The sequence below is a fragment of the Pantoea sp. B566 genome (assembly GCF_024793925.1).
In the GTDB taxonomy this organism is placed as follows: domain Bacteria; phylum Pseudomonadota; class Gammaproteobacteria; order Enterobacterales; family Enterobacteriaceae; genus Pantoea; species Pantoea ananatis.
The window spans coordinates 3,918,345-3,937,246 of sequence record NZ_JANUQL010000003.1; the positions used below are offsets into that span (position 1 = coordinate 3,918,345).

20 protein-coding genes are annotated in these 18,902 nt (G+C 55.8%); 12 read left to right on the plus strand and 8 right to left on the minus strand.

The features are described from left to right. Nucleotides 1-49: 49 nt before the first annotated feature. Complete coding sequence (locus NYE92_RS19845; protein WP_210449937.1) at nt 50-631, minus strand: ACP phosphodiesterase; 582 nt, start codon at nt 629-631, stop codon at nt 50-52. Between the two features lie 101 nt (nt 632-732). Between NYE92_RS19845 and queA the strand changes: the two genes are divergently transcribed. From queA to secF, 5 genes are read left to right on the plus strand one after another with little or no spacing between them, the layout of a single operon-like run. Continuing rightward, nucleotides 733-1,803, plus strand: a complete 1,071-nt coding sequence (gene queA, locus NYE92_RS19850; RefSeq protein ID WP_105078685.1) for a tRNA preQ1(34) S-adenosylmethionine ribosyltransferase-isomerase QueA — start codon at nt 733-735, stop codon at nt 1,801-1,803. Between the two features lie 44 nt (nt 1,804-1,847). Continuing rightward, nucleotides 1,848-2,996, plus strand: a complete 1,149-nt coding sequence (gene tgt, locus NYE92_RS19855) for a tRNA guanosine(34) transglycosylase Tgt (protein WP_013024854.1) — start codon at nt 1,848-1,850, stop codon at nt 2,994-2,996. Continuing rightward, on the plus strand, nt 2,996-3,328 hold the full coding sequence (gene yajC / locus NYE92_RS19860; RefSeq protein WP_006117993.1) for a preprotein translocase subunit YajC: 333 nt from the start codon (nt 2,996-2,998) through the stop codon (nt 3,326-3,328). Before tgt ends, yajC begins: the two co-directional genes overlap by 1 nt. Before the next feature lie 25 nt (nt 3,329-3,353). After that, nucleotides 3,354-5,201: a protein translocase subunit SecD gene (gene secD, locus NYE92_RS19865; protein WP_013024855.1), complete on the plus strand. Its 1,848-nt coding sequence runs from the start codon at nt 3,354-3,356 to the stop codon at nt 5,199-5,201. 10 nt (nt 5,202-5,211) lie between these two features. Further along, nucleotides 5,212-6,180, plus strand: a complete 969-nt coding sequence (gene secF / locus NYE92_RS19870; protein ID WP_014606451.1) for a protein translocase subunit SecF — start codon at nt 5,212-5,214, stop codon at nt 6,178-6,180. 55 nt (nt 6,181-6,235) lie between these two features. On the opposite strand, the gene NYE92_RS19875 is transcribed toward secF, so the two are convergent. Further along, the gene (locus tag NYE92_RS19875) at nt 6,236-6,793 is read right to left on the minus strand and encodes a DUF3251 domain-containing protein (RefSeq protein WP_013024857.1); all 558 of its coding nucleotides are present in this window, start codon (nt 6,791-6,793) and stop codon (nt 6,236-6,238) included. 528 nt (nt 6,794-7,321) lie between these two features. Here NYE92_RS19875 and nrdR point away from each other — a divergent pair. The 6 genes from nrdR (at nt 7,322) to pgpA (ending at nt 11,394) form a co-directional block, all read left to right on the plus strand. Then, entirely contained in the window at nt 7,322-7,771 is a 450-nt protein-coding gene (gene nrdR / locus NYE92_RS19880) for a transcriptional regulator NrdR (protein WP_006117986.1), read from the plus strand. A 3-nt stretch (nt 7,772-7,774) separates the two neighbouring features. After that, nucleotides 7,775-8,878, plus strand: coding sequence for a bifunctional diaminohydroxyphosphoribosylaminopyrimidine deaminase/5-amino-6-(5-phosphoribosylamino)uracil reductase RibD (ribD, locus tag NYE92_RS19885; RefSeq protein WP_014593063.1), 1,104 nt, complete (start codon nt 7,775-7,777; stop codon nt 8,876-8,878). Nucleotides 8,879-8,968: 90 nt separating this feature from the next. Continuing rightward, the gene (gene ribE / locus NYE92_RS19890) at nt 8,969-9,439 is read left to right on the plus strand and encodes a 6,7-dimethyl-8-ribityllumazine synthase (RefSeq protein WP_014593064.1); all 471 of its coding nucleotides are present in this window, start codon (nt 8,969-8,971) and stop codon (nt 9,437-9,439) included. A gap of 19 nt (nt 9,440-9,458) precedes the next feature. Further along, complete coding sequence (gene nusB, locus NYE92_RS19895) at nt 9,459-9,878, plus strand: transcription antitermination factor NusB (RefSeq protein ID WP_014593065.1); 420 nt, start codon at nt 9,459-9,461, stop codon at nt 9,876-9,878. 54 nt (nt 9,879-9,932) lie between these two features. Further along, entirely contained in the window at nt 9,933-10,910 is a 978-nt protein-coding gene (thiL, locus tag NYE92_RS19900; protein WP_014606449.1) for a thiamine-phosphate kinase, read from the plus strand. Next, entirely contained in the window at nt 10,897-11,394 is a 498-nt protein-coding gene (pgpA, locus tag NYE92_RS19905; protein WP_013024863.1) for a phosphatidylglycerophosphatase A, read from the plus strand. The genes thiL and pgpA overlap by 14 nt, the downstream gene beginning before the upstream one ends. Before the next feature lie 151 nt (nt 11,395-11,545). On the opposite strand, the gene NYE92_RS19910 is transcribed toward pgpA, so the two are convergent. The 4 genes from NYE92_RS19910 to xseB all read right to left on the minus strand — a co-directional run bounded on the left by NYE92_RS19910 (nt 11,546) and on the right by xseB (nt 15,624). Next, entirely contained in the window at nt 11,546-12,520 is a 975-nt protein-coding gene (locus NYE92_RS19910) for an aldo/keto reductase (RefSeq protein ID WP_028714886.1), read from the minus strand. Between the two features lie 77 nt (nt 12,521-12,597). Next, nucleotides 12,598-14,463 carry a 1-deoxy-D-xylulose-5-phosphate synthase gene (dxs, locus tag NYE92_RS19915; RefSeq protein ID WP_259019382.1) on the minus strand — a complete coding sequence of 622 codons (1,866 nt, stop codon included), beginning with the start codon at nt 14,461-14,463 and terminating at the stop codon, nt 12,598-12,600. Between the two features lie 19 nt (nt 14,464-14,482). Next, entirely contained in the window at nt 14,483-15,382 is a 900-nt protein-coding gene (ispA, locus tag NYE92_RS19920) for a (2E,6E)-farnesyl diphosphate synthase (protein WP_014593071.1), read from the minus strand. Then, nucleotides 15,382-15,624, minus strand: coding sequence for an exodeoxyribonuclease VII small subunit (xseB, locus tag NYE92_RS19925; RefSeq protein WP_013024868.1), 243 nt, complete (start codon nt 15,622-15,624; stop codon nt 15,382-15,384). The genes ispA and xseB overlap by 1 nt, the downstream gene beginning before the upstream one ends. 232 nt (nt 15,625-15,856) lie before the next feature. On the opposite strand from xseB, the gene thiI reads away from it, so the two are divergent. Further along, complete coding sequence (thiI, locus tag NYE92_RS19930) at nt 15,857-17,305, plus strand: tRNA uracil 4-sulfurtransferase ThiI (protein ID WP_013024869.1); 1,449 nt, start codon at nt 15,857-15,859, stop codon at nt 17,303-17,305. Nucleotides 17,306-17,380: 75 nt separating this feature from the next. Here thiI and yajL read toward each other — a convergent pair whose 3' ends face one another. Further along, on the minus strand, nt 17,381-17,980 hold the full coding sequence (gene yajL, locus NYE92_RS19935) for a protein deglycase YajL (protein ID WP_013024870.1): 600 nt from the start codon (nt 17,978-17,980) through the stop codon (nt 17,381-17,383). Continuing rightward, a complete protein-coding gene (gene panE / locus NYE92_RS19940; RefSeq protein ID WP_013024871.1) occupies nt 17,934-18,854 on the minus strand; it encodes a 2-dehydropantoate 2-reductase in 921 nt (306 codons plus the stop codon). Before panE ends, yajL begins: the two co-directional genes overlap by 47 nt. Between the last annotated feature and the right edge of the window lie 48 nt (nt 18,855-18,902).

Here is an 18,902-nt window from a genome sequence, read left to right on the forward strand (position 1 = left end):
TTGTGGTGCGATGAAATGCGCTCACAAACCTGACGCCGTCAGGGGAAGGTTACAACTGTTGATCGGCTGCCAGCTGCATCAGACGCGGATAAAACTGAAAAAAGCAGGCCTCAAACGCGGAGTAATGCGCCGTAAAATCGTGATAAGAGTCGCGCAGGGCGGCCAGCCTGGGGCGACGGCTCGCCATGCCATTCAGTACCCGTTCGAGACGTTCCGGGTCGGCGTAATGTTCGAACCAGCGTTCACGCCACATTACGGCATTGAGCGCTTTAAATTCGTCGGGTGTGGCAGCCAGCTGCGGAACAATTTCGCTTTCGGCGTGGGCCGAAAATTGTTGTAGCGAGTGCGCCTGATGGAAGCGATCCCAGTGACGCGCCAGAAAATGGTCCCAAACGACATCCAGCGTAATGGGCGCAACGCGGTAGGTTTCTGCCCGAAAAAGCTGGCGTGCCTCACGCACTTCCGGCAGGGCATCGGTCATGACATCAAGCCGGCGATGCATCAGAATGCCGTCGGCCACCGGTTTGGGCCAGTGTTGATGCGGCGCACCGCGAACAAAATCCGCCATCAGATTGCCGAGGAGTGAGCTGTCTGCAAGATGGGCTAAGTGAAGATGAGCAAGAAAATTCATGCGCTATTATAAGCGCAACTCGCTTTGCGCAGCCAGTTGTTCAGAATTGTTCGATTTTCCGCTAAACTGTGCCGCCTGTTTTTCTGAGTAAGAAGTCTTTCATGCGTGTCGCCGATTTTGCTTTTGAATTGCCCGAATCCCTTATCGCCCATTACCCTCAGGCGCAGCGTAGCGGTTGTCGCTTGCTGTCGCTGGACGGCCCGAGCGGGGCGCTGGCCCATGGCGTTTTTACCGATGTACTGGACAAGCTTCAGCCTGGCGATCTGCTGGTGTTTAACAACACGCGCGTGATCCCGGCCCGGGTGTTCGGGCGTAAAGCAAGCGGCGGCAAAATTGAAATGCTGGTCGAGCGCATGCTTGATGACAAGCGCGTGCTGGCACACGTTCGGGCGTCCAAAGCGCCGAAGCCAGGCGCAGAATTGCTGCTGGGCGACGATGAGAGCGTGAAAGCCACGATGGTCGCGCGTCACGATGCGCTGTTCGAGATTGCATTCGAAGACGATCGTGCCGTGCTGGACATTCTCAACAGCGTAGGCCATATGCCGCTGCCGCCGTACATTGACCGCCCGGATGAAGAAGCGGATCGCGAGCTTTACCAGACGGTCTACAGCGCGCGCCCTGGCGCCGTGGCGGCACCGACCGCCGGCCTGCACTTTGACGAACCCTTAATTCAGGCGCTAAAAGACAAAGGCGTTGAGATGGCTTTTGTCACCTTGCACGTTGGGGCAGGGACGTTCCAGCCGGTACGCGTAGAGACGATTGAAGAGCACCATATGCACGCCGAATATGCGGAAGTGCCGCAGGAGGTGGTGGATGCGGTGCTGGCCTGCAAAACGCGCGGCAACAAGGTGGTGGCGGTAGGCACCACCTCGGTACGCTCGCTGGAAAGCGCAGCCAAAGCCAGTCAGGATGCGCTGATTGCGCCATTCTTTGATGACACCCAAATCTTTATCTATCCGGGCTATGAGTATCAGGTAATTGATGCGCTGATCACCAATTTCCACTTGCCCGAATCGACGTTGATCATGCTGGTCTCGGCCTTTGCCGGTTATCAGCACACGATGGCTGCTTATCGTGCGGCGGTGGCGGAAGAATACCGTTTCTTCAGCTACGGCGACGCGATGTTTATCAGCAAAAACCCCCAGGCGCCGCTGGAAAAAGTGGGCGCCTGATCTGTTTACTTTGAACATTGGACTGTCTCTCCAATGGAGGTTTTGTGAAATTTGAGCTTGATACCACAGACGGTCGCGCGCGTCGCGGCCGTCTGATTTTCGATCGTGGCGTGGTGGAAACCCCGGCCTTTATGCCCGTGGGCACCTATGGCACCGTGAAGGGCATGACGCCGGAAGAAGTGCAGGAAACCGGCGCGCAAATTATTTTGGGCAACACCTTCCACCTCTGGCTGCGTCCCGGCCAGGAAATCATGAAGCTGCACGGCGATTTGCATGATTTTATGCAGTGGAAAGGCCCTATTCTGACCGATTCCGGCGGCTTCCAGGTCTTCAGCCTGGGCGATATTCGTAAGATCACCGAAGCCGGCGTCCATTTCCGCAACCCGATCAACGGCGATTCTATCTTCCTCGATCCGGAAAAATCGATGGAGATCCAGTACGACCTGGGATCGGACATCGTGATGATCTTTGATGAGTGCACGCCGTACCCGGCGGACTGGGATTATGCCAAGCGCTCCATGGAGATGTCTCTGCGCTGGGCACAACGCAGTCGCGACCGTTTTGACAGCTTGGGTAACAAAAATGCGCTGTTTGGCATTATTCAGGGTTCGGTTTACGAAGATTTACGTGATGTCTCTGTGAAAGGTCTGGTAGAGATCGGCTTTGATGGGTACGCTGTGGGCGGCCTGGCGGTCGGTGAACCGAAAGAGGATATGCACCGTATTCTTGAGCATGTTTGCCCGCAGATCCCAGCGGATAAACCGCGTTACCTGATGGGCGTGGGTAAACCTGAGGATCTGGTCGAGGGCGTACGTCGCGGCGTGGATATGTTTGACTGCGTCATGCCAACGCGCAATGCGCGCAATGGCCACTTATTTGTGACCGATGGCGTGGTAAAAATTCGCAATGCCAAGCATAAAGATGATGTTTCGCCGCTGGATGCAGAGTGCGATTGTTACACCTGTCGCAATTACAGCCGCGCGTACTTGCATCATCTTGATCGCTGTAACGAAATACTGGGCGCGCGTCTCAACACGATTCATAACCTGCGCTACTACCAGCGTCTGATGGCGGGTTTACGCCAGGCTATCGAAGAGGGTAAATTAGAGCGCTTTGTTAGCGAGTTCTACCAACGGACGGGCAAAGCGGTTCCGCCTTTAACGTCTGATAATTCATCAATGAGGGAAATTTAATGAGCTTTTTCATTTCTGACGCTGTGGCTGCAGCAGGCGCACCGTCTCAGGGAAGTCCGTATTCTCTGGTGATCATGCTGGTCGTCTTCGGCCTGATCTTTTACTTCATGATCCTGCGCCCGCAGCAGAAGCGTGCAAAAGAGCATAAGAAGCTGATGGATTCTATCTCCAAAGGTGATGAAGTCCTGACGAATGGTGGCCTGGTGGGTCGCGTAACCAAAGTGGCAGAAACCGGCTACATTGCGATTGCGCTGAACGACACTACTGAAGTGGTTATTAAACGTGATTTCGTGGCTGCCGTCCTGCCGAAAGGTTCTATGAAGGCGCTGTAATTTTTACTTCCCTAAGGGAACTGCCGTGTTAAATCGTTATCCTTTGTGGAAGTACATAATGCTGGTCGTGGTGCTTGTCATTGGCCTGGTGTATGCACTTCCCAACCTTTATGGTGAGGATCCGGCTGTTCAGATCACTGGCGCGCGCGGAAGCGCCGCCAGTGAGCAAACGTTGGATCAAATTCAGAACGTATTAAAACAAGACAATATTCAAAGTAAGTCTGTTGCGCTGGAAAATGGCGCGATTACCGCGCGTTTTGCCAATACGGATGTGCAACTGCGTGCCCGCGAAGCGATCATGAAAGCGCTGGGCGAAAACTATGTGGTCGCGCTTAACCTTGCACCGGCCACGCCGCGCTGGCTGACGCTGCTGGCGGCACAGCCCATGAAGCTTGGCCTCGATCTGCGTGGTGGTGTGCACTTCCTGATGGAAGTGGATATGGACACTGCCCTGAGCAAACTGCAAGAGCAGAATGCTGACAGCCTGCGCAGCGACCTGCGCGAAAAGAATATCCCTTATACCAACGTCAACAAGATTGCTAACTACGGCGTGGAAATTCGTTTCCGTGACGCAGCCAGCCGCGATGCTGCGGTTAAGTGGCTATCCTCGCGTCATCAGGATCTCGTCATTAACAGCAGTGGCGATGATGCACTGCGCGCCACCATGACCGATGCCCGCCTCAGCGAAGCACGTGAATATGCGGTTCAGCAGAACATTACTATCCTGCGTAACCGTGTAAACCAACTGGGTGTTGCAGAACCGCTGGTACAGCGTCAGGGTTCTGACCGCATCGTGGTTGAACTGCCAGGTATTCAGGACACCGCGCGCGCCAAAGAAATTTTAGGTGCGACGGCGACGCTGGAATTCCGTCTGGTTAACACCAGCGTGGATCCTACCGCCGCCGCCAGCGGCCGTGTACCGGGTGATTCTGAAGTGAAAGACATGCGTGATGGACGCCCTGTGGTGCTCTATAAACGCGTGATCCTGACCGGTGACCACATTACCGATTCCACATCCAGCATGGATGAGTACAACCAGCCTCAGGTGAACATTTCACTGGACGGCGCGGGCGGTAATATCATGTCTAACTTCACCAAGGACAACATCGGTAAGCCGATGGCGACCCTGTTTGTGGAGTACAAAGACAGCGGCAAGAAAGATGCTAACGGTCGTGCCATTCTGGTGAAACAGGAAGAGGTGATCAACGTCGCCAATATCCAGTCTCGCCTGGGTAACAGCTTCCGCATCACCGGTATCAGCAACCCGAACGAAGCACGTCAGCTGTCGCTCCTGCTGCGTGCCGGTGCGCTGATTGCGCCTATCCAGATTGTGGAAGAGCGGACTATTGGTCCAACGATGGGGCAGCAGAACATTACTCAGGGTCTGGAAGCCTGCCTGTGGGGCCTGGTCGCCTCTATCCTGTTTATGGTGCTGTACTACAAAAAGGTGGGCCTGATTGCCACCAGCGCACTGCTGGCAAACCTGGTACTGATTGTCGGTATCATGTCACTGCTGCCGGGCGCCACGCTGACGATGCCTGGCATTGCCGGTATCGTGCTGACGCTGGCGGTGGCGGTCGATGCCAACGTACTGATCAACGAGCGTATTAAAGAAGAACTGCGTAACGGGCGTAGCGTGCAGCAGGCAATTCATGAGGGCTACAAAGGCGCCTTCTCCAGTATTGTCGATGCTAACGTCACCACCCTGATCAAAGTGGTGATTCTGTATGCGATCGGTACGGGTTCCATTAAGGGCTTTGCGATTACAACGGCTATTGGTATTGCGACCTCAATGTTCACATCGATTGTCGGTACCCGCGCCATCATTAACCTGATGTACGGTGGCAAGCGCATCAAAAAGCTGTCTATCTGAGGAGTGCGTTGTGGCACAGGAATATAACATTGAGCAGTTAAACCATGGCCGTAAAGTCGTCGACTTTATGCGCTGGGATACGCTGGCATTTATCATTTCGGGACTGTTAATCATCATCTCGATTGCCATTGTTGGCGTACGTGGTTTTAACTGGGGTCTCGATTTCACCGGCGGTACGGTGATTGAGATCAACCTGGAAAAACCCGCTGACCTCGACACGATCCGTGCCGAGCTGGTCAAGGCGGGCTTTCAGGAGCCGCTGATCCAGAACTTTGGTAGCAGCCGCGACGTGATGGTGCGTATGCCGCCTGTCACGGGGCCTGCAGGCACAGAGTTAGGCAACAAAGTAGTCACGGTGATCAACCAGACCACCCAGCAAAACGCCACGGTAAAACGTATCGAGTTTGTTGGACCGAGCGTGGGTAGCGATCTGGCGCAGGCCGGAGCGTTGGCTCTGCTGTCGGCACTGATTGCGATTCTGATCTACATCGGTATTCGCTTTGAGTGGCGCCTGGCGCTGGGTACGGTGCTGGCGCTGGCGCACGACGTGATCATCACCTGTGGACTGCTGTCGCTGTTCCGGGTTGAAGTCGACCTCACCATCGTGGCCTCGCTGATGTCGGTTATCGGTTACTCGCTTAACGATAAAATCGTGGTTTCGGACCGTATTCGTGAGAACTTCCGCAAAATTCGTCGCGGCTCTTCTTACGACATTACCAACGTGTCCCTGACCCAGACGTTGAGCCGTACCTTGATCACCTCGCTGACGACGCTGGCGATGATCCTGATCCTGTTCATCTTTGGTGGTGCGCTGCTGAAAGGCTTCTCGCTGACCATGCTGATCGGTGTCACCATTGGTACGATTTCGTCGATCTACGTCTCTTCAGCGCTGGCGTTGAAGCTGGGCATGAAACGCGAACACATGCTGGTACAGAAAGTGGAGAAAGAGGGCGCAGATCAGCCTTCAATCCTGCCGTAATCGTTGCATGATAAAAAAGCCGCCAGTTCAGACAACTGGCGGCTTTTTTTTGTCTTTATGGTGTGGGTACAGCCGTTTTGGCCAGTACCTGATGAATCCGCACATAGCCAAGCTGGTCCGGCGTAATACCGCCCAGGCGCAACGGCACAATGACCGAACTGCGTGGCGTCAGCGAGGCGGGAATCCGGATGGTTTGCGTCAGGCTGTCGGCCTCAAGCGGTTTACCGGTCGCGGGATCGAGCTGGCCCCAGACTACGGTAGCCTCCAGCCCCGGCAGCGGCGTATTATCCCGCGTCTGTAGGGTCAGGTTAGCGCGTGAGCCGTTGGCTTCAGCCTCAACACGCGATAAAGACAAGCGAAGCGTGCCGGCCTGGGTTTGTAATTCAACGGGCGTATTGGCCTGAGGTAATAACCAGGCACCCTGCTGCGAATGTCCGTTAAGCTGCCCCTGAATCTCCACCGCGCTTGCCTGGCTGGTAAGCCGCTGCATCTGCTGGTTCAACTGACTAACTTCCTGATGAAGTTGTTTAACCTGTGGCTGCCCGGCCGTTGTGCTGCAACCGCTCAACAGCATCAGTGAGAGGGCGGCGGGGGCCCAAACCATCCTGATCATTATTTATCCTTATCCGTTATAAAGAAATGGCCAGAAACTGTCCGGGTGAAGGTTATCCGGTGTGGCTTCTGTGTTTCATTAATATTCATGGCATGGCTCTGTCCGGTTTCGCCTGGGTAACCTGAAAGGGCCAACAGCACGTTATCTTCCAGGTTAGCGATGTCGTCAAGCCTGTCCTGAGCGGCCAGACGGCGGTTTGTTCGTTAACGGAATTGTCTGAACGGCAGGGGAGCCGAGTCAGCCTTCTCCCGTTGTCCCGCTCAGGCAAAGGCTGCTGCCGTAATGCGCTGAAGCTGTTACGGCCCGTTCACGCGTTCCTGCTTGTGTGCCGGTGTCTCTGGTGAGGGAGGCTGGCGGTCTGCTCACCACATCCCGCCTGCGGCTCTGTAAGTGTCGTGCTGTTTAACGTCGCTGGCCTGTTGCCCGCTCAGGCTGTGAGGCAGGCAGGGGAAAGCACGGGAATCGATTTTGTTGACCTGCAGTTCGCGCTACACTGTATAACCCATTTATCTCGTGTCAGGAAACGTCATGCATTGCCCATTCTGCTCCGCTGTAGACACTAAAGTGATTGATTCTCGTCTGGTTAGTGAGGGTTCGTCAGTGCGGCGCCGTCGTCAATGTCTGGTGTGCCATGAGCGTTTCACTACGTTTGAAGTGGCTGAACTGGTGATGCCGCGCGTGGTGAAAAGCAACGACGTGCGTGAGCCTTTCAATGAAGACAAGCTGGCCAGCGGCATGATGAAAGCGCTGGAGAAGCGTCCGGTTAGTGCGGATGCCGTTGAGAGTGCGGTAAGCCATATTAAAACCCAACTGCGGGCGACAGGAGAACGTGAAATCCCCAGCAAGCTGATTGGCAACCTGGTGATGGACGAGCTGAAGAAGCTCGATAAGGTAGCTTATATCCGCTTTGCTTCTGTTTACCGCAGCTTTGAGGACGTGCGTGATTTTGGCGAAGAGATTGCCAGATTACAGGATTAAATCATGACCGATGAACGCTATATGGCGCGCGCGCTGGAGTTGGCGCGCCGCGGCCGTTTTACCACCACACCCAATCCCAATGTAGGCTGCGTCATTGTGCGTGACGGTCAGATTGTTGGGGAAGGCTGGCATCAGCGCGCCGGGGAACCGCATGCGGAAGTGCACGCGTTACGTATGGCGGGGGACCGCGCACGTGGCGCAACCGCCTATGTGACGCTGGAACCCTGCAGTCACCACGGGCGCACGCCGCCCTGTTGTGATGCATTAATTGCCGCAGGTGTAACCCGCGTGGTGGCGGCCATGCAGGATCCCAATCCGCAGGTAGCCGGACGGGGATTACACCGCCTGCATCAGGCGGGCATTGAGGTCAGCCACGGGCTGATGATGCAGGAAGCGGAAGCCCTGAACCGTGGTTTTCTGAAACGCATGCGTACCGGCTTTCCCTGGATACAGTTAAAACTGGGTGCCTCGCTGGACGGCCGCACCGCCATGGCAAGTGGGGAAAGCCAGTGGATCACCTCGCCGGCGGCCCGGCGCGACGTGCAGCGGCTGCGCGCCCAGAGTTCCGCCATCCTCAGCAGCAGTGCAACCGTACTGGCGGATAATCCCTCGTTAACGGTGCGCTGGTCAGAACTGGACAGCGAAAGTCAGCGCCTGGTGGATGAAGCCGAGCTGCGTCAGCCGGTGAGAGTGATCGTCGATAGCCAGAATCGCGTAACGCCGGACCACAAACTTATTGAACAATTAGGCGAAACCTGGCTGATGCGCCAGCAGGTCGACGATCGGCACTGGCCGGAAACGGTGACGCAGATTCCTGTTCCACTGCGCGACAGCCAGCTGGATTTAGTGGCGCTGATGATGGTGCTGGGCCAGCGGCAGATTAACAGCGTCTGGGTGGAAGCCGGTGCGACGCTCGCGGGCGCGCTCATTCAGGCCGGGCTGGTGGATGAGCTGATTGTGTATGTTGCGCCGAAATTACTGGGCAATGACGCGCGTGGCCTGTGCCAGCTTGCGGGGTTAACGCAGTTGGCCGATGCGCCGGTCTTTGCCTTTCGCGATATCCGTCAGGTCGGCGATGATGTGCGCCTGACGCTGACACCGCAATAACGGAGGCGGAAAAGCGAGAGCACGCCGCCAAAGAGTATGTTAGAATCCGCCCCCCTGCGCGGGGCCAAACAAACCCCTGAAAGGATATGTATGAAAGTTATCGAAGCTGCCGTTGCAACGCCTGAGGCAAACATTGCCATCGTTATCGCGCGTTTTAACAACTTTATCAATGACAGCCTGTTAGACGGCGCGGTTGATGCCCTGAAGCGCATTGGCCAGGTCAGCGATGACAATATCACCGTCGTCTGGGTTCCAGGCGCTTATGAACTGCCGCTGGCAGCCCGTGCGCTGACCAAAACCGGCAAGTACGACGCCGTGATCGCGCTGGGTACCGTAATTCGTGGTGGCACTGCTCACTTCGAATATGTCGCAGGTGAAGCCAGCTCCGGTATTGCCAGCGTTGCCATGGACAGTGATATTCCGGTGGCATTTGGCGTACTGACGACTGAAAATATCGAGCAGGCCATTGAGCGTGCTGGAACGAAAGCGGGTAATAAAGGTGCCGAAGCGGCCCTGACCGCGCTTGAAATGATCAACGTATTGAAAGCCATTAAAGCCTGATTTTTGTAAGGGGAATTTTGTGAAACCTGCTGCTCGTCGTCGCGCCCGTGAGTGCGCTGTCCAGGCGCTTTACTCCTGGCAGTTGTCCAACAACGACATTGCCGATGTGGAATACCAGTTTCTGGCGGAACAAGACGTCAAAGACGTCGACATTACCTATTTCCGCGAACTGCTGTCCGGTGTGGCGACCAACAGCGCGTACCTGGATGGCCTGATGAAGCCGTATCTGTCGCGTCAGCTCGAAGAGCTGGGACAGGTTGAAAAAGCCATTCTGCGTATTTCGCTGTATGAATTGAGCAAGCGTTCTGATGTGCCCTATAAAGTGGCCATCAACGAAGGTATTGAGCTGGCGAAAGTGTTTGGTGCCGAAGACAGCCATAAATTTGTCAACGGTGTACTGGATAAAGCCGGTCCACAAATCAGACCCCAACGCAAATAATCAATAAGGCCGGCTTGCCGGCCTTTTTCATTAATGGTTAAGCGGAACGCAATTATGTCATGTGGTGAATTTGAACTCATCGCACGCTACTTCAATCGCAGAACGCGTAGCCGCCGTGATGTCGAACTCGGCATTGGCGACGATTGCGCGTTGCTTAGCGTGCCCGAAAAACAGACGCTGGCGGTCAGCACCGATACGCTGGTTTCCGGCGTCCATTTCCTGTCTTCCATCCATCCTGCGGATTTAGCGTATAAATCTCTGGCGGTAAACCTGAGCGATTTGGCCGCGATGGGAGCCGATCCTGCCTGGCTGACGCTGGCCATGACCTTGCCTGACGTGAATGAAACCTGGCTCAGCAGCTTTAGCGAAAGCCTGTTTGACCTGCTGGAATACTACGACATGCAGCTGGTGGGCGGCGATACCACGCGTGGCCCCCTCAGCCTCACGTTGGGGATTCATGGCTTGATTCCCCACGGCAAGGCGCTGAAACGCTCGGGCGCCAGGCCGGGTGACTGGATCTACGTGACCGGTACGCTGGGCGACAGCGCTGCCGGGCTGGCGTTATTACAGCATCACTGCCGCATTGACGATCCGGCGATACACGAAGCCCTGATCAAGCGCCACCTGCGCCCAATGCCGCGCATTTTACAGGGACAGTCGCTGCGTTCCCTGGCGTCATCCGCCATTGATTTATCGGATGGACTCATCTCCGATCTTGGCCATGTACTGAAAGCCAGCGGCTGTGGTGCACGGTTGAATCTGGATGCGCTGCCGCTCTCTTCTGCACTGCGTGAAAACTTTGATGCCGAACAGGTGCTGCGCTGGGCGCTCAGCGGCGGAGAAGATTACGAGCTGTGCTTTAGCGTGCCGGAAGTCAATCGTGGCGCGCTGGATGTGGCGCTGGGGCATCTTGGCGTGCCTTATACCTGCATTGGCCAGATGGCACCGGAGTCAGAAGGGCTGTCACTGCTGGAAAACGGTAAACCCACGGAATTCCGTCATAAAGGATTCGACCATTTTGACCTCAGATAAAACCCTTGCGAAAAGCCGCCTGCGCCTGCGCAATCCCTGGCATTTGCTGGCGACCGGCTTCGGCAGCGGCCTGAGCCCGTTTATGCCCGGAACGGTAGGATCGCTGGCCGCCATTCCGTTTTGGTGGCTCATGACCTTGCTCCCCCATGATCTCTACTCGCTGGTGGTCTTGCTGGGCATTAGTGTGGGCGTTTACCTTTGCCATCGCACCGCCAAGGATATGGGCGTGCATGACCACGGCAGCATTGTCTGGGATGAGTTTATCGGGATGTGGATTACCCTGATGGCGATTCCGGTCAACAGCTGGCAATGGGTGGTGAGTGGTTTTGTTCTGTTCCGCGTGCTGGATATCTGGAAACCCTGGCCGATTCGCTGGTTCGATCGTAACGTGCATGGCGGTATGGGCATCATGGTAGATGATATTATCGCCGGTATTATCGCGGCGGCGATGCTGTACGCGACGGGCGTCTTTTTGGCCGCTTAAGCTTGCCACACCGGGCCTGTACAGCGAAAAACCCCGCCTGTTCTCCCTCATTTCGTCCTTCAGCATGATGACCGTTCCCCTGCGGGAACGGTCTGCCGCTTTGCCTGTCGGACAGCGCATAGCGCCGCATGCAAAACGCTTCACAACCCGCTTACTGATAACCCGTTGCCGGGTGCGGTTGATAGGCCTCTTCCAGATGAGCGATCTCGTCCCCGGTCAGTTCCACGTTGACGGCGTTAGCCAGCTCGGCAAACTGCCCGGCGCGCGAAGCACCGATGATCGGGGCGGTGACGGCGGGTTTGCTGAGTAACCATGCCAGCGCCACCTGCGCACGCGTCACGCCTTTGTCCGCCGCAACCTGTGCCAGGCGCTCGGCTATCATCGCGTCGTTCTCCTCGGTTGTGGCATAGAGCGAGGGAATGACGTCATCCGATACGGATCGTGCGGTGGTTTCTCCCCAGGGGCGGGTCAGTTTGCCGCGTGCCAGGGGGCTCCAGGGCAATACCGCAATGTTTTCCCGCAGACACAAAGGGTGCATCTCCCGCTCTTCTTCACGTTGAATCAGGTTGTACTGATCCTGCATGCTGACAAAGCGTGCCCAGCCCTGTTGGTCCTGCAGGGCTAAGGCCTGAGCAAACTGGTGGCTATGCATTGAGGAGGCGCCGATGTAGCGCGCTTTACCAGACTTCACCACTGCGTCAAGGGCTTCCAGCGTCTCTTCCAGCGGGGTGTCATAGTCCCAGCGATGAATTTGCAGAAGATCGACATACTCCATATCCAGCCGTTGCAGGCTGTCGTCGATAGATTGCAGAATGTTCTGGCGAGATAAGCCCTGCGAGAGATTGCTCATGGGAAAGAAAACTTTGGTGGCAACGACCACCTCATCACGTCGGGCAAAATCTTTGAGCGCCCGGCCCACAATCTCCTCGCTGCTGCCGTCAGAATAACTGTTCGCGGTATCAAAAAAATTGATCCCTGCTTCCAGCGCCTGCTGGATGAGCGGACGGCTGCTCTCTTCCGGGAGTGTCCAGGCGTGCTTGCCGCGATCGGGTTCTCCAAAGGTCATACAACCCAGGCAAAGCCGGGAAACCGTTAAGTCAGTGTTCGCTAATTGAATAGTTTTCATGAAGACTCCTGCTATGTCTAACCCAGGGGATTAAGCATAGCAGGAATGACGCGCTCCACAGTGCGCGGGCAGGGGACCTACTGCGCCAGCCAGCGGCTGATCTGCTGTTGAATACCGTCAATGTCCAGTTGGTAGTCGTGGCGCATTTCTTCCTGAGTACCAGGCGGAATAAACTCATCAGGCAGGCCGATATTCAGCACGGGCACGCCCAGGCGTTTAGCCATGACAAACTCATTCACGCCGCTGCCTGCGCCGCCTTTAATCGCGCCTTCTTCCAGCGTAATCAGGGACTCATGACTGGCCGCCAGTTCGGCGATCAGTGACGTATCCAGCGGTTTCACGAAGCGCATGTCCACAAGCGTTGCGTTCAGCGCTTCCGCCACCTTGCTCGCTTCCGGCAACAGCGTACCGAAGTTGAGGATGGCCAGTTTTTCGCCCTGACGTTTTACCACGCCTTTACCCAGCGGCAGGCTTTGCAGCGGTGTCAGCGCAGCACCGGTACCGGTACCGCGCGGATAACGTACTGCGGCCGGGCCATCCTGATAGTGATAACCGGTATACAGCATCTGGCGACATTCATTCTCGTCGCTTGGTGTCATAATCACCATGTCCGGCACGCAACGCAGATAGGCGAGATCGAACGCGCCCTGGTGCGTCTGCCCGTCAGCGCCGACGATGCCGCCGCGATCGATGGCAAACAACACCGGCAGTTTCTGAATTGCCACGTCGTGGATGACCTGATCGTAGGCGCGCTGCAGGAAGGTGGAGTAGATGGCCACCACCGGTTTGTAGCCCCCAATCGCCAGGCCAGCGGCGAAGGTCACCGCGTGCTGTTCGGCAATGGCAACGTCAAAATACTGGTTGGGGTATTTGCGAGAGAAACCGACCATGCCTGAACCTTCACGCATGGCAGGCGTAATCGCCATCAGCTTCGTATCGTGAGCGGCCATCTCACACAGCCAGTTGCCGAAAATTTTGGAATAGCTCGGCAAACCTTCGGCGCTTTTTGGCAGCTCACCGCTGGCGACGTCAAATTTCGGCACAGCATGCCAGGTAATAGGATCCTGTTCTGCCGGCGCGTAACCTTTGCCCTTTTTGGTCATAATATGCAGGAACTGTGGCCCTTTCAGGCTGCGCATATTACTCAGCGTATTTACCAGCGTCAGCACATCATGGCCGTCCACCGGGCCGATATAGTTAAAACCCAGCTCTTCAAACAGGGTTCCGGGCACGACCATGCCTTTGAGATGCTCTTCGGTACGCTTCACTAATTCTTTAATCGGCGGCAGGCCGGTCAGAACACGCTTGCCGCCTTCACGCAGACGCGCATAGGTTTTGCCCGAGAGGATCTGCGCCAGCCGGTTGTTCAGCGCCCCGACGTTCTCTGAAATCGACATTTCATTGTCATTCAGAATCACGAGCATATCCGATTTGATATCGCCTGCATGGTTCATGGCTTCAAACGCCATGCCCGCAGTAATGGCACCATCACCGATAACGCAGACCGTGCGGCGGCCTTTGCCTTCACGTTCGGCAGCCGCAGCCATGCCCAGTCCGGCACTGATGGAGGTCGAAGAGTGGCCCACGCTCAGCACATCGTATTCACTCTCGCCGCGCCAGGGAAACGGATGCACGCCGTTCTTTTGGCGAATAGAGCCAATGCGATCGCGGCGTCCCGTTAAAATTTTATGCGGATAAGCCTGATGACCGACGTCCCACACCAGGTGATCGAACGGCGTGTTATAGACGTAATGCAGCGCCACGGTCAGCTCGACCACGCCCAGGCCCGACGCAAAATGGCCGCTTGAGCGGCTCACGCTGTCTAATAAATACTGGCGCAGCTCGTTGCAGAGCGCAGGCAATTTCTCTTTTGGCAGGGCTCGCAGCGCCTGAACCGTTTCTGCCTGCGCCAGTGTCGGGTATTTTGTAATATCAAAACTCATCAGTGACTCATCATGGAAGTTATTTATCGCGTTCAATTACGAAGCTCGCCAGCGCCTTCAAGGCTGTGGTGTTATAGGATTTGGCAGAGAGCATGTGCAAAGCATCGACGGCTTCCTGATATAAATCCAGTGCCTTAGTGCGGGCATCATCCAGACCCATCAGTGAAGGATAGGTGCTTTTTCCAAGATCTTGATCGGCACCCTGGCGTTTTCCGATGACAGCTGTGTCACCCGTCACATCCAGGATGTCATCCTGCACCTGAAAAGCCAGACCGATAGCGTCTGCATAGCGATCAAGATACGGAAGCGCCTCGCGGCCTTTTTCGCCAGCGGCAAACGCGCCAAGCCGAACGGCCGCGCGGATCAACGCACCGGTTTTATGACGATGAATTTGTTCAAGTTGAGCAAGCCCCACCGACTGACCTTCCGCCGCCAGATCCAGTGCCTGGCCGCCGCACATCCCCGCGACGCCGCTGGCTTTTGCCAGTTCTGACAACATGGCCAGCCGATATTCCGCGCTCACGCCCGGCATGGGCTGGTCGGCAAGGATAGAAAATGCCAGCGTTTGCAGCGCATCGCCTGCAAGGATGGCGGTATCTTCACCATATTTAATATGGCAGGTCGGTTGCCCACGACGCAGAGCGTCATCGTCCATGGCAGGAAGATCGTCATGAATCAGTGAATAGGCATGAATACACTCAACTGCTGCAGCGGGCGCATCCAGACTCGCTTTGTCGGCGTGAAGCATCTCGCCGGTGGCGTAGACCAGAAACGGGCGCAGGCGTTTGCCGCCTAATAATGCCCCATATTGCATGGCATTCACCAGAGGAGAACTCTGAAAAGGCAGGGCGTCTAATAAGCCCGTCAACGCACGATTCACCTGCCTGTGATAAGCGTCGAGCAGTTCAGGAAAATCCATTAGTTGTTTTCCGGCGTAAAAGAGGAGAGGTCGGCGTCTTTATCATCGCTGAGTAAAATACGAACGCGCTGCTCGGCCTGTTGCAGCGTCTGTTGGCCATTGCGTGCCAGCTGCACGCCGCGCTCAAATTCATTGAGGGCCTCTTCCAACGGCAGTTCACCACTTTCCAGACGACTGACAATCTGTTCCAGCTGCTGCAATGACGTTTCAAAGCTGGCTGGCTGTTCGGCTTTTTTCGGCATAGTTAGGATCGACTCACGGTTGGAACGTTATCATGCAATCGGTCATGGTAGCTGAGAGAGAATGATTAGCAAAATAATCAATGTGCATGCTGTTGCAGAAGCAGTCACCAGGTAAAGGTGATATACTTCCGCGCCTCGGATGCGGATGCGCCTGGCAGCCCGCAATTTTATGATCTTACCAGCTAAGTGCAGCCTGTTTTAGCACTTATTTGCCCAACGAAGCTGTATCGCCATGAAGTTTATCGTCAAGTTATTTCCCGAAATCACCATCAAGAGTCAGTCGGTGCGCCTGCGCTTTATTAAGATTCTTGCCAGCAATATTCGCAACGTGCTTAAAACCGTCAGCGACGAGATCGCGGTCGTCCGTTACTGGGATCATATTGAAGTGCGCTGCAAAGATGAAGCCATGCGCACGGTTATTCCTGATGAGCTCATGCGCATTCCCGGTATCCACCATGTCCTTGCGGTGGAAGAGCGTGAATATACCGATATTCATCATATTTTTGAGCAGACGCTGGCGCAGTACCGCGATGCTCTTGAAAACAAAACGTTTTGCGTGCGTGTTAAGCGCCGGGGCAAACACAGCTTTAGTTCGCAGGATGTGGAACGCTACGTCGGCGGTGGCCTGAATCAGCACATCGAGAGCGCCACGGTGCAGCTTAAAAAGCCAGAGGTGACGGTCAATCTCGAAGTGGAAGAGAACCGCTTAACGCTGGTGACCGCGCGCTATGAGGGGCTGGGCGGTTTCCCGATTGGCACGCAGGAAGATGTGCTGTCGCTAATCTCGGGCGGCTTTGACTCTGGCGTGTCGAGCTACATGCTGATGCGTCGCGGCTGCCGGGTGCATTACTGCTTCTTTAATCTTGGCGGTGCCGCACACGAAATCGGCGTGCGTCAGGTGGCGCATTATATCTGGAACCGTTTCGGTCGTTCGCATCGGGTCCGTTTTGTCGCGATAAACTTCGAACCGGTCGTGGGCGAAATTTTAGAAAAAGTCGACGATGGCCAGATGGGCGTGGTACTGAAGCGCATGATGGTTCGCGCCGCGTCGATGGTCGCTGAACGCTATGGCGTTCAGGCGCTGGTGACCGGTGAAGCGCTTGGACAGGTTTCCAGTCAGACCCTGACCAACCTGCGTTTGATCGACAATGCATCGGACACGCTGATTCTGCGTCCGCTGATCTCCCATGATAAAGAGCACATCATCAAGGTCGCGCGTGAGATCGGCACCGAAGATTTTGCCAGTACCATGCCGGAATATTGCGGTGTGATTTCCAAAAGCCCAACCGTCAAAGCGGTGAAGGGCAAAATCGACGCTGAAGAAAGCCATTTTGACTTCTCGATTCTGGAACGCATGGTGGCCGAAGCGACCAACGTGGATATCCGCGAAATTGCCGAGCAAACGCAGGACGAAGTGGTCGAGGTTGAAACGGTCGGCTTGCTGAACGAAAACGACAGCGTACTGGATATCCGTTCGGTGGATGAGCAGGAAGACAAACCGCTTGAGTTGGTGGGAACAGAGGTGAAGTCGATGCCTTTCTACAAACTCAGCACCCAGTTTGGCGACCTCGATCAGAATAAAACCTGGCTGTTGTACTGCGATCGCGGCGTGATGAGTAAACTTCAGGCGCTGTATCTGCATGAGCAGGGCTTTAAAAACGTCAAAGTTTACCGCCCTTAAAACGTACGCTGTGCCCGCGCACCCGACCGGGAAGCGGGCACAGTGCTACCTGTACCGCTTTTCAGACGCCGAATCTTAACTGGCCTGGTAATCGTAAATGCCGGGCGCCATCACCAGTTGAGCGGCAACCTCCCGCGCTTTATCACTGCCGACTAACAGATCGATTAACTTCAGAGCAAAATCCATCGCGGTGCCCGGCCCCTGGCTGGTTAACAGATTGACGCGCGGATCCCACACCACGCGCCGCTCCATCCATTTATCATCCGGTATGGTGGATTTCAAACCGGGGAAACCCGTCATGTTTCCCACGGGAAACAGGTTATGCGGCACCAGCACCGTGCCAGGCGCGGCGCAGATGGCGGCAACAATACGCCCGGTCAGATGAAACTGCCGCACGGTTTCCACCAGCAGCGGACTGTCGCGAAACGTCTCGGCGCCTTTCAATCCGCCGGGCAGTACAATGGCATCGTAGGCGTTATCCGCGACCTCGACCAGCGGGACATCGGCCAGCAGGCGGACCCCGCGCGAGCAGAGGATTTCACGGCTGCCGTCGCTTTCCACGCTGGCGGTAACCGTTTTTATCCCGCCACGTACCAGCAGATCCAGCGTGGTGACCGCTTCGATTTCTTCACTGCCATGAGCCAGACAGACCAGTACTGAGGCGTTCGCGCCCATAAAAAGACTCCTTGCGTTTAATCATGTCATACAGGCGCGTGTTTTCTGTCAACACGAAGCCGTGGGTGCGTGCCCGGCGCAGCAGGAAACCGGTGATGTATTCAATCTCCGTCAGCCGCTGTGCGCGAATATCCTGCAGCATTGACGACGTATTCGCCGCCGTCGTTTCTATCACATCGAATACCTGATCCTGCAGACTCTGGCTGTCAACGGACTGGCCTTCTCGTTCCATCACCCAACTGATTTCATCGCACAGAGTTTGTATTTCACGGCTGTACTGGCGGAGCGCGCCGTTTTGACAGTCGTGCTCCACGCTCAGCGGGTTTATTACGCAGTTAACCGCCAGTTTGCGCCAGCAGGCGGCCCGGATATTGTCATGCCAGGCGACGTCGGGCAGTGCATCATGTAGAACGTCGGCAATCGCGCTCCAGCCTTCGCTTTTACGGTTGCCGGGACCAATATGCGTGACGCCGCTGGCGACATGTTTAATCACCGTTCCGTCCCGCATGGCGGCGTGCGTGGTAATGCCGCGCAACAGCGGCTGTCGCAGGCCCTTTAATTCCCCCAGCGTCCCCATTCCGTTATGCAGCAGCAGCACGGGACAGTTTTCCGCCATCACGCTCTCCAGATTTTTAACGGCTGTCGAAACCTGGGGGGCTTTCAGCGTGACCAGCAGCAGCTGACTCTGGGCCAGAAACAGCGGATCGTTGGCAATAAAGGTCCGGTTCGACACGCGACCCAGAGGATCAATCACGTTGGCTGAACAGTAGGGCTGGGGAACACGCAGCCATCCCTGTACATCATGTCCAGAATGGGCAAGGGCGGTAAGCCAGACCTGGCCTAGCGCGCCGCATCCTAATACTGTTATTTTCATGCTGCCTCCCGCTCGCGGGCGTATTATTTATGCGCTGTGACAATGGGT

Excerpts from the sequence above, each read along its gene's own strand:
- nrdR (WP_006117986.1), top strand. The coding sequence starts at position 7,322 with ATGCATTGCCCATTCTGCTCCGCTGTAGACACTAAAGTGATTGATTCT.
- xseB (WP_013024868.1), bottom strand. The coding sequence starts at position 15,624 with ATGCCGAAAAAAGCCGAACAGCCAGCCAGCTTTGAAACGTCATTGCAG.
- ribD (WP_014593063.1), top strand. The coding sequence starts at position 7,775 with ATGACCGATGAACGCTATATGGCGCGCGCGCTGGAGTTGGCGCGCCGC.
- thiI (WP_013024869.1), top strand. The coding sequence starts at position 15,857 with ATGAAGTTTATCGTCAAGTTATTTCCCGAAATCACCATCAAGAGTCAG.
- panE (WP_013024871.1), bottom strand. The coding sequence starts at position 18,854 with ATGAAAATAACAGTATTAGGATGCGGCGCGCTAGGCCAGGTCTGGCTT.
- ispA (WP_014593071.1), bottom strand. The coding sequence starts at position 15,382 with ATGGATTTTCCTGAACTGCTCGACGCTTATCACAGGCAGGTGAATCGT.
- ribE (WP_014593064.1), top strand. The coding sequence starts at position 8,969 with ATGAAAGTTATCGAAGCTGCCGTTGCAACGCCTGAGGCAAACATTGCC.
- queA (WP_105078685.1), top strand. The coding sequence starts at position 733 with ATGCGTGTCGCCGATTTTGCTTTTGAATTGCCCGAATCCCTTATCGCC.
- thiL (WP_014606449.1), top strand. The coding sequence starts at position 9,933 with ATGTCATGTGGTGAATTTGAACTCATCGCACGCTACTTCAATCGCAGA.
- yajC (WP_006117993.1), top strand. The coding sequence starts at position 2,996 with ATGAGCTTTTTCATTTCTGACGCTGTGGCTGCAGCAGGCGCACCGTCT.
- NYE92_RS19875 (WP_013024857.1), bottom strand. The coding sequence starts at position 6,793 with ATGATCAGGATGGTTTGGGCCCCCGCCGCCCTCTCACTGATGCTGTTG.
- yajL (WP_013024870.1), bottom strand. The coding sequence starts at position 17,980 with ATGGGCGCGAACGCCTCAGTACTGGTCTGTCTGGCTCATGGCAGTGAA.
- NYE92_RS19845 (WP_210449937.1), bottom strand. The coding sequence starts at position 631 with ATGAATTTTCTTGCTCATCTTCACTTAGCCCATCTTGCAGACAGCTCA.
- NYE92_RS19910 (WP_028714886.1), bottom strand. The coding sequence starts at position 12,520 with ATGAAAACTATTCAATTAGCGAACACTGACTTAACGGTTTCCCGGCTT.
- dxs (WP_259019382.1), bottom strand. The coding sequence starts at position 14,463 with ATGAGTTTTGATATTACAAAATACCCGACACTGGCGCAGGCAGAAACG.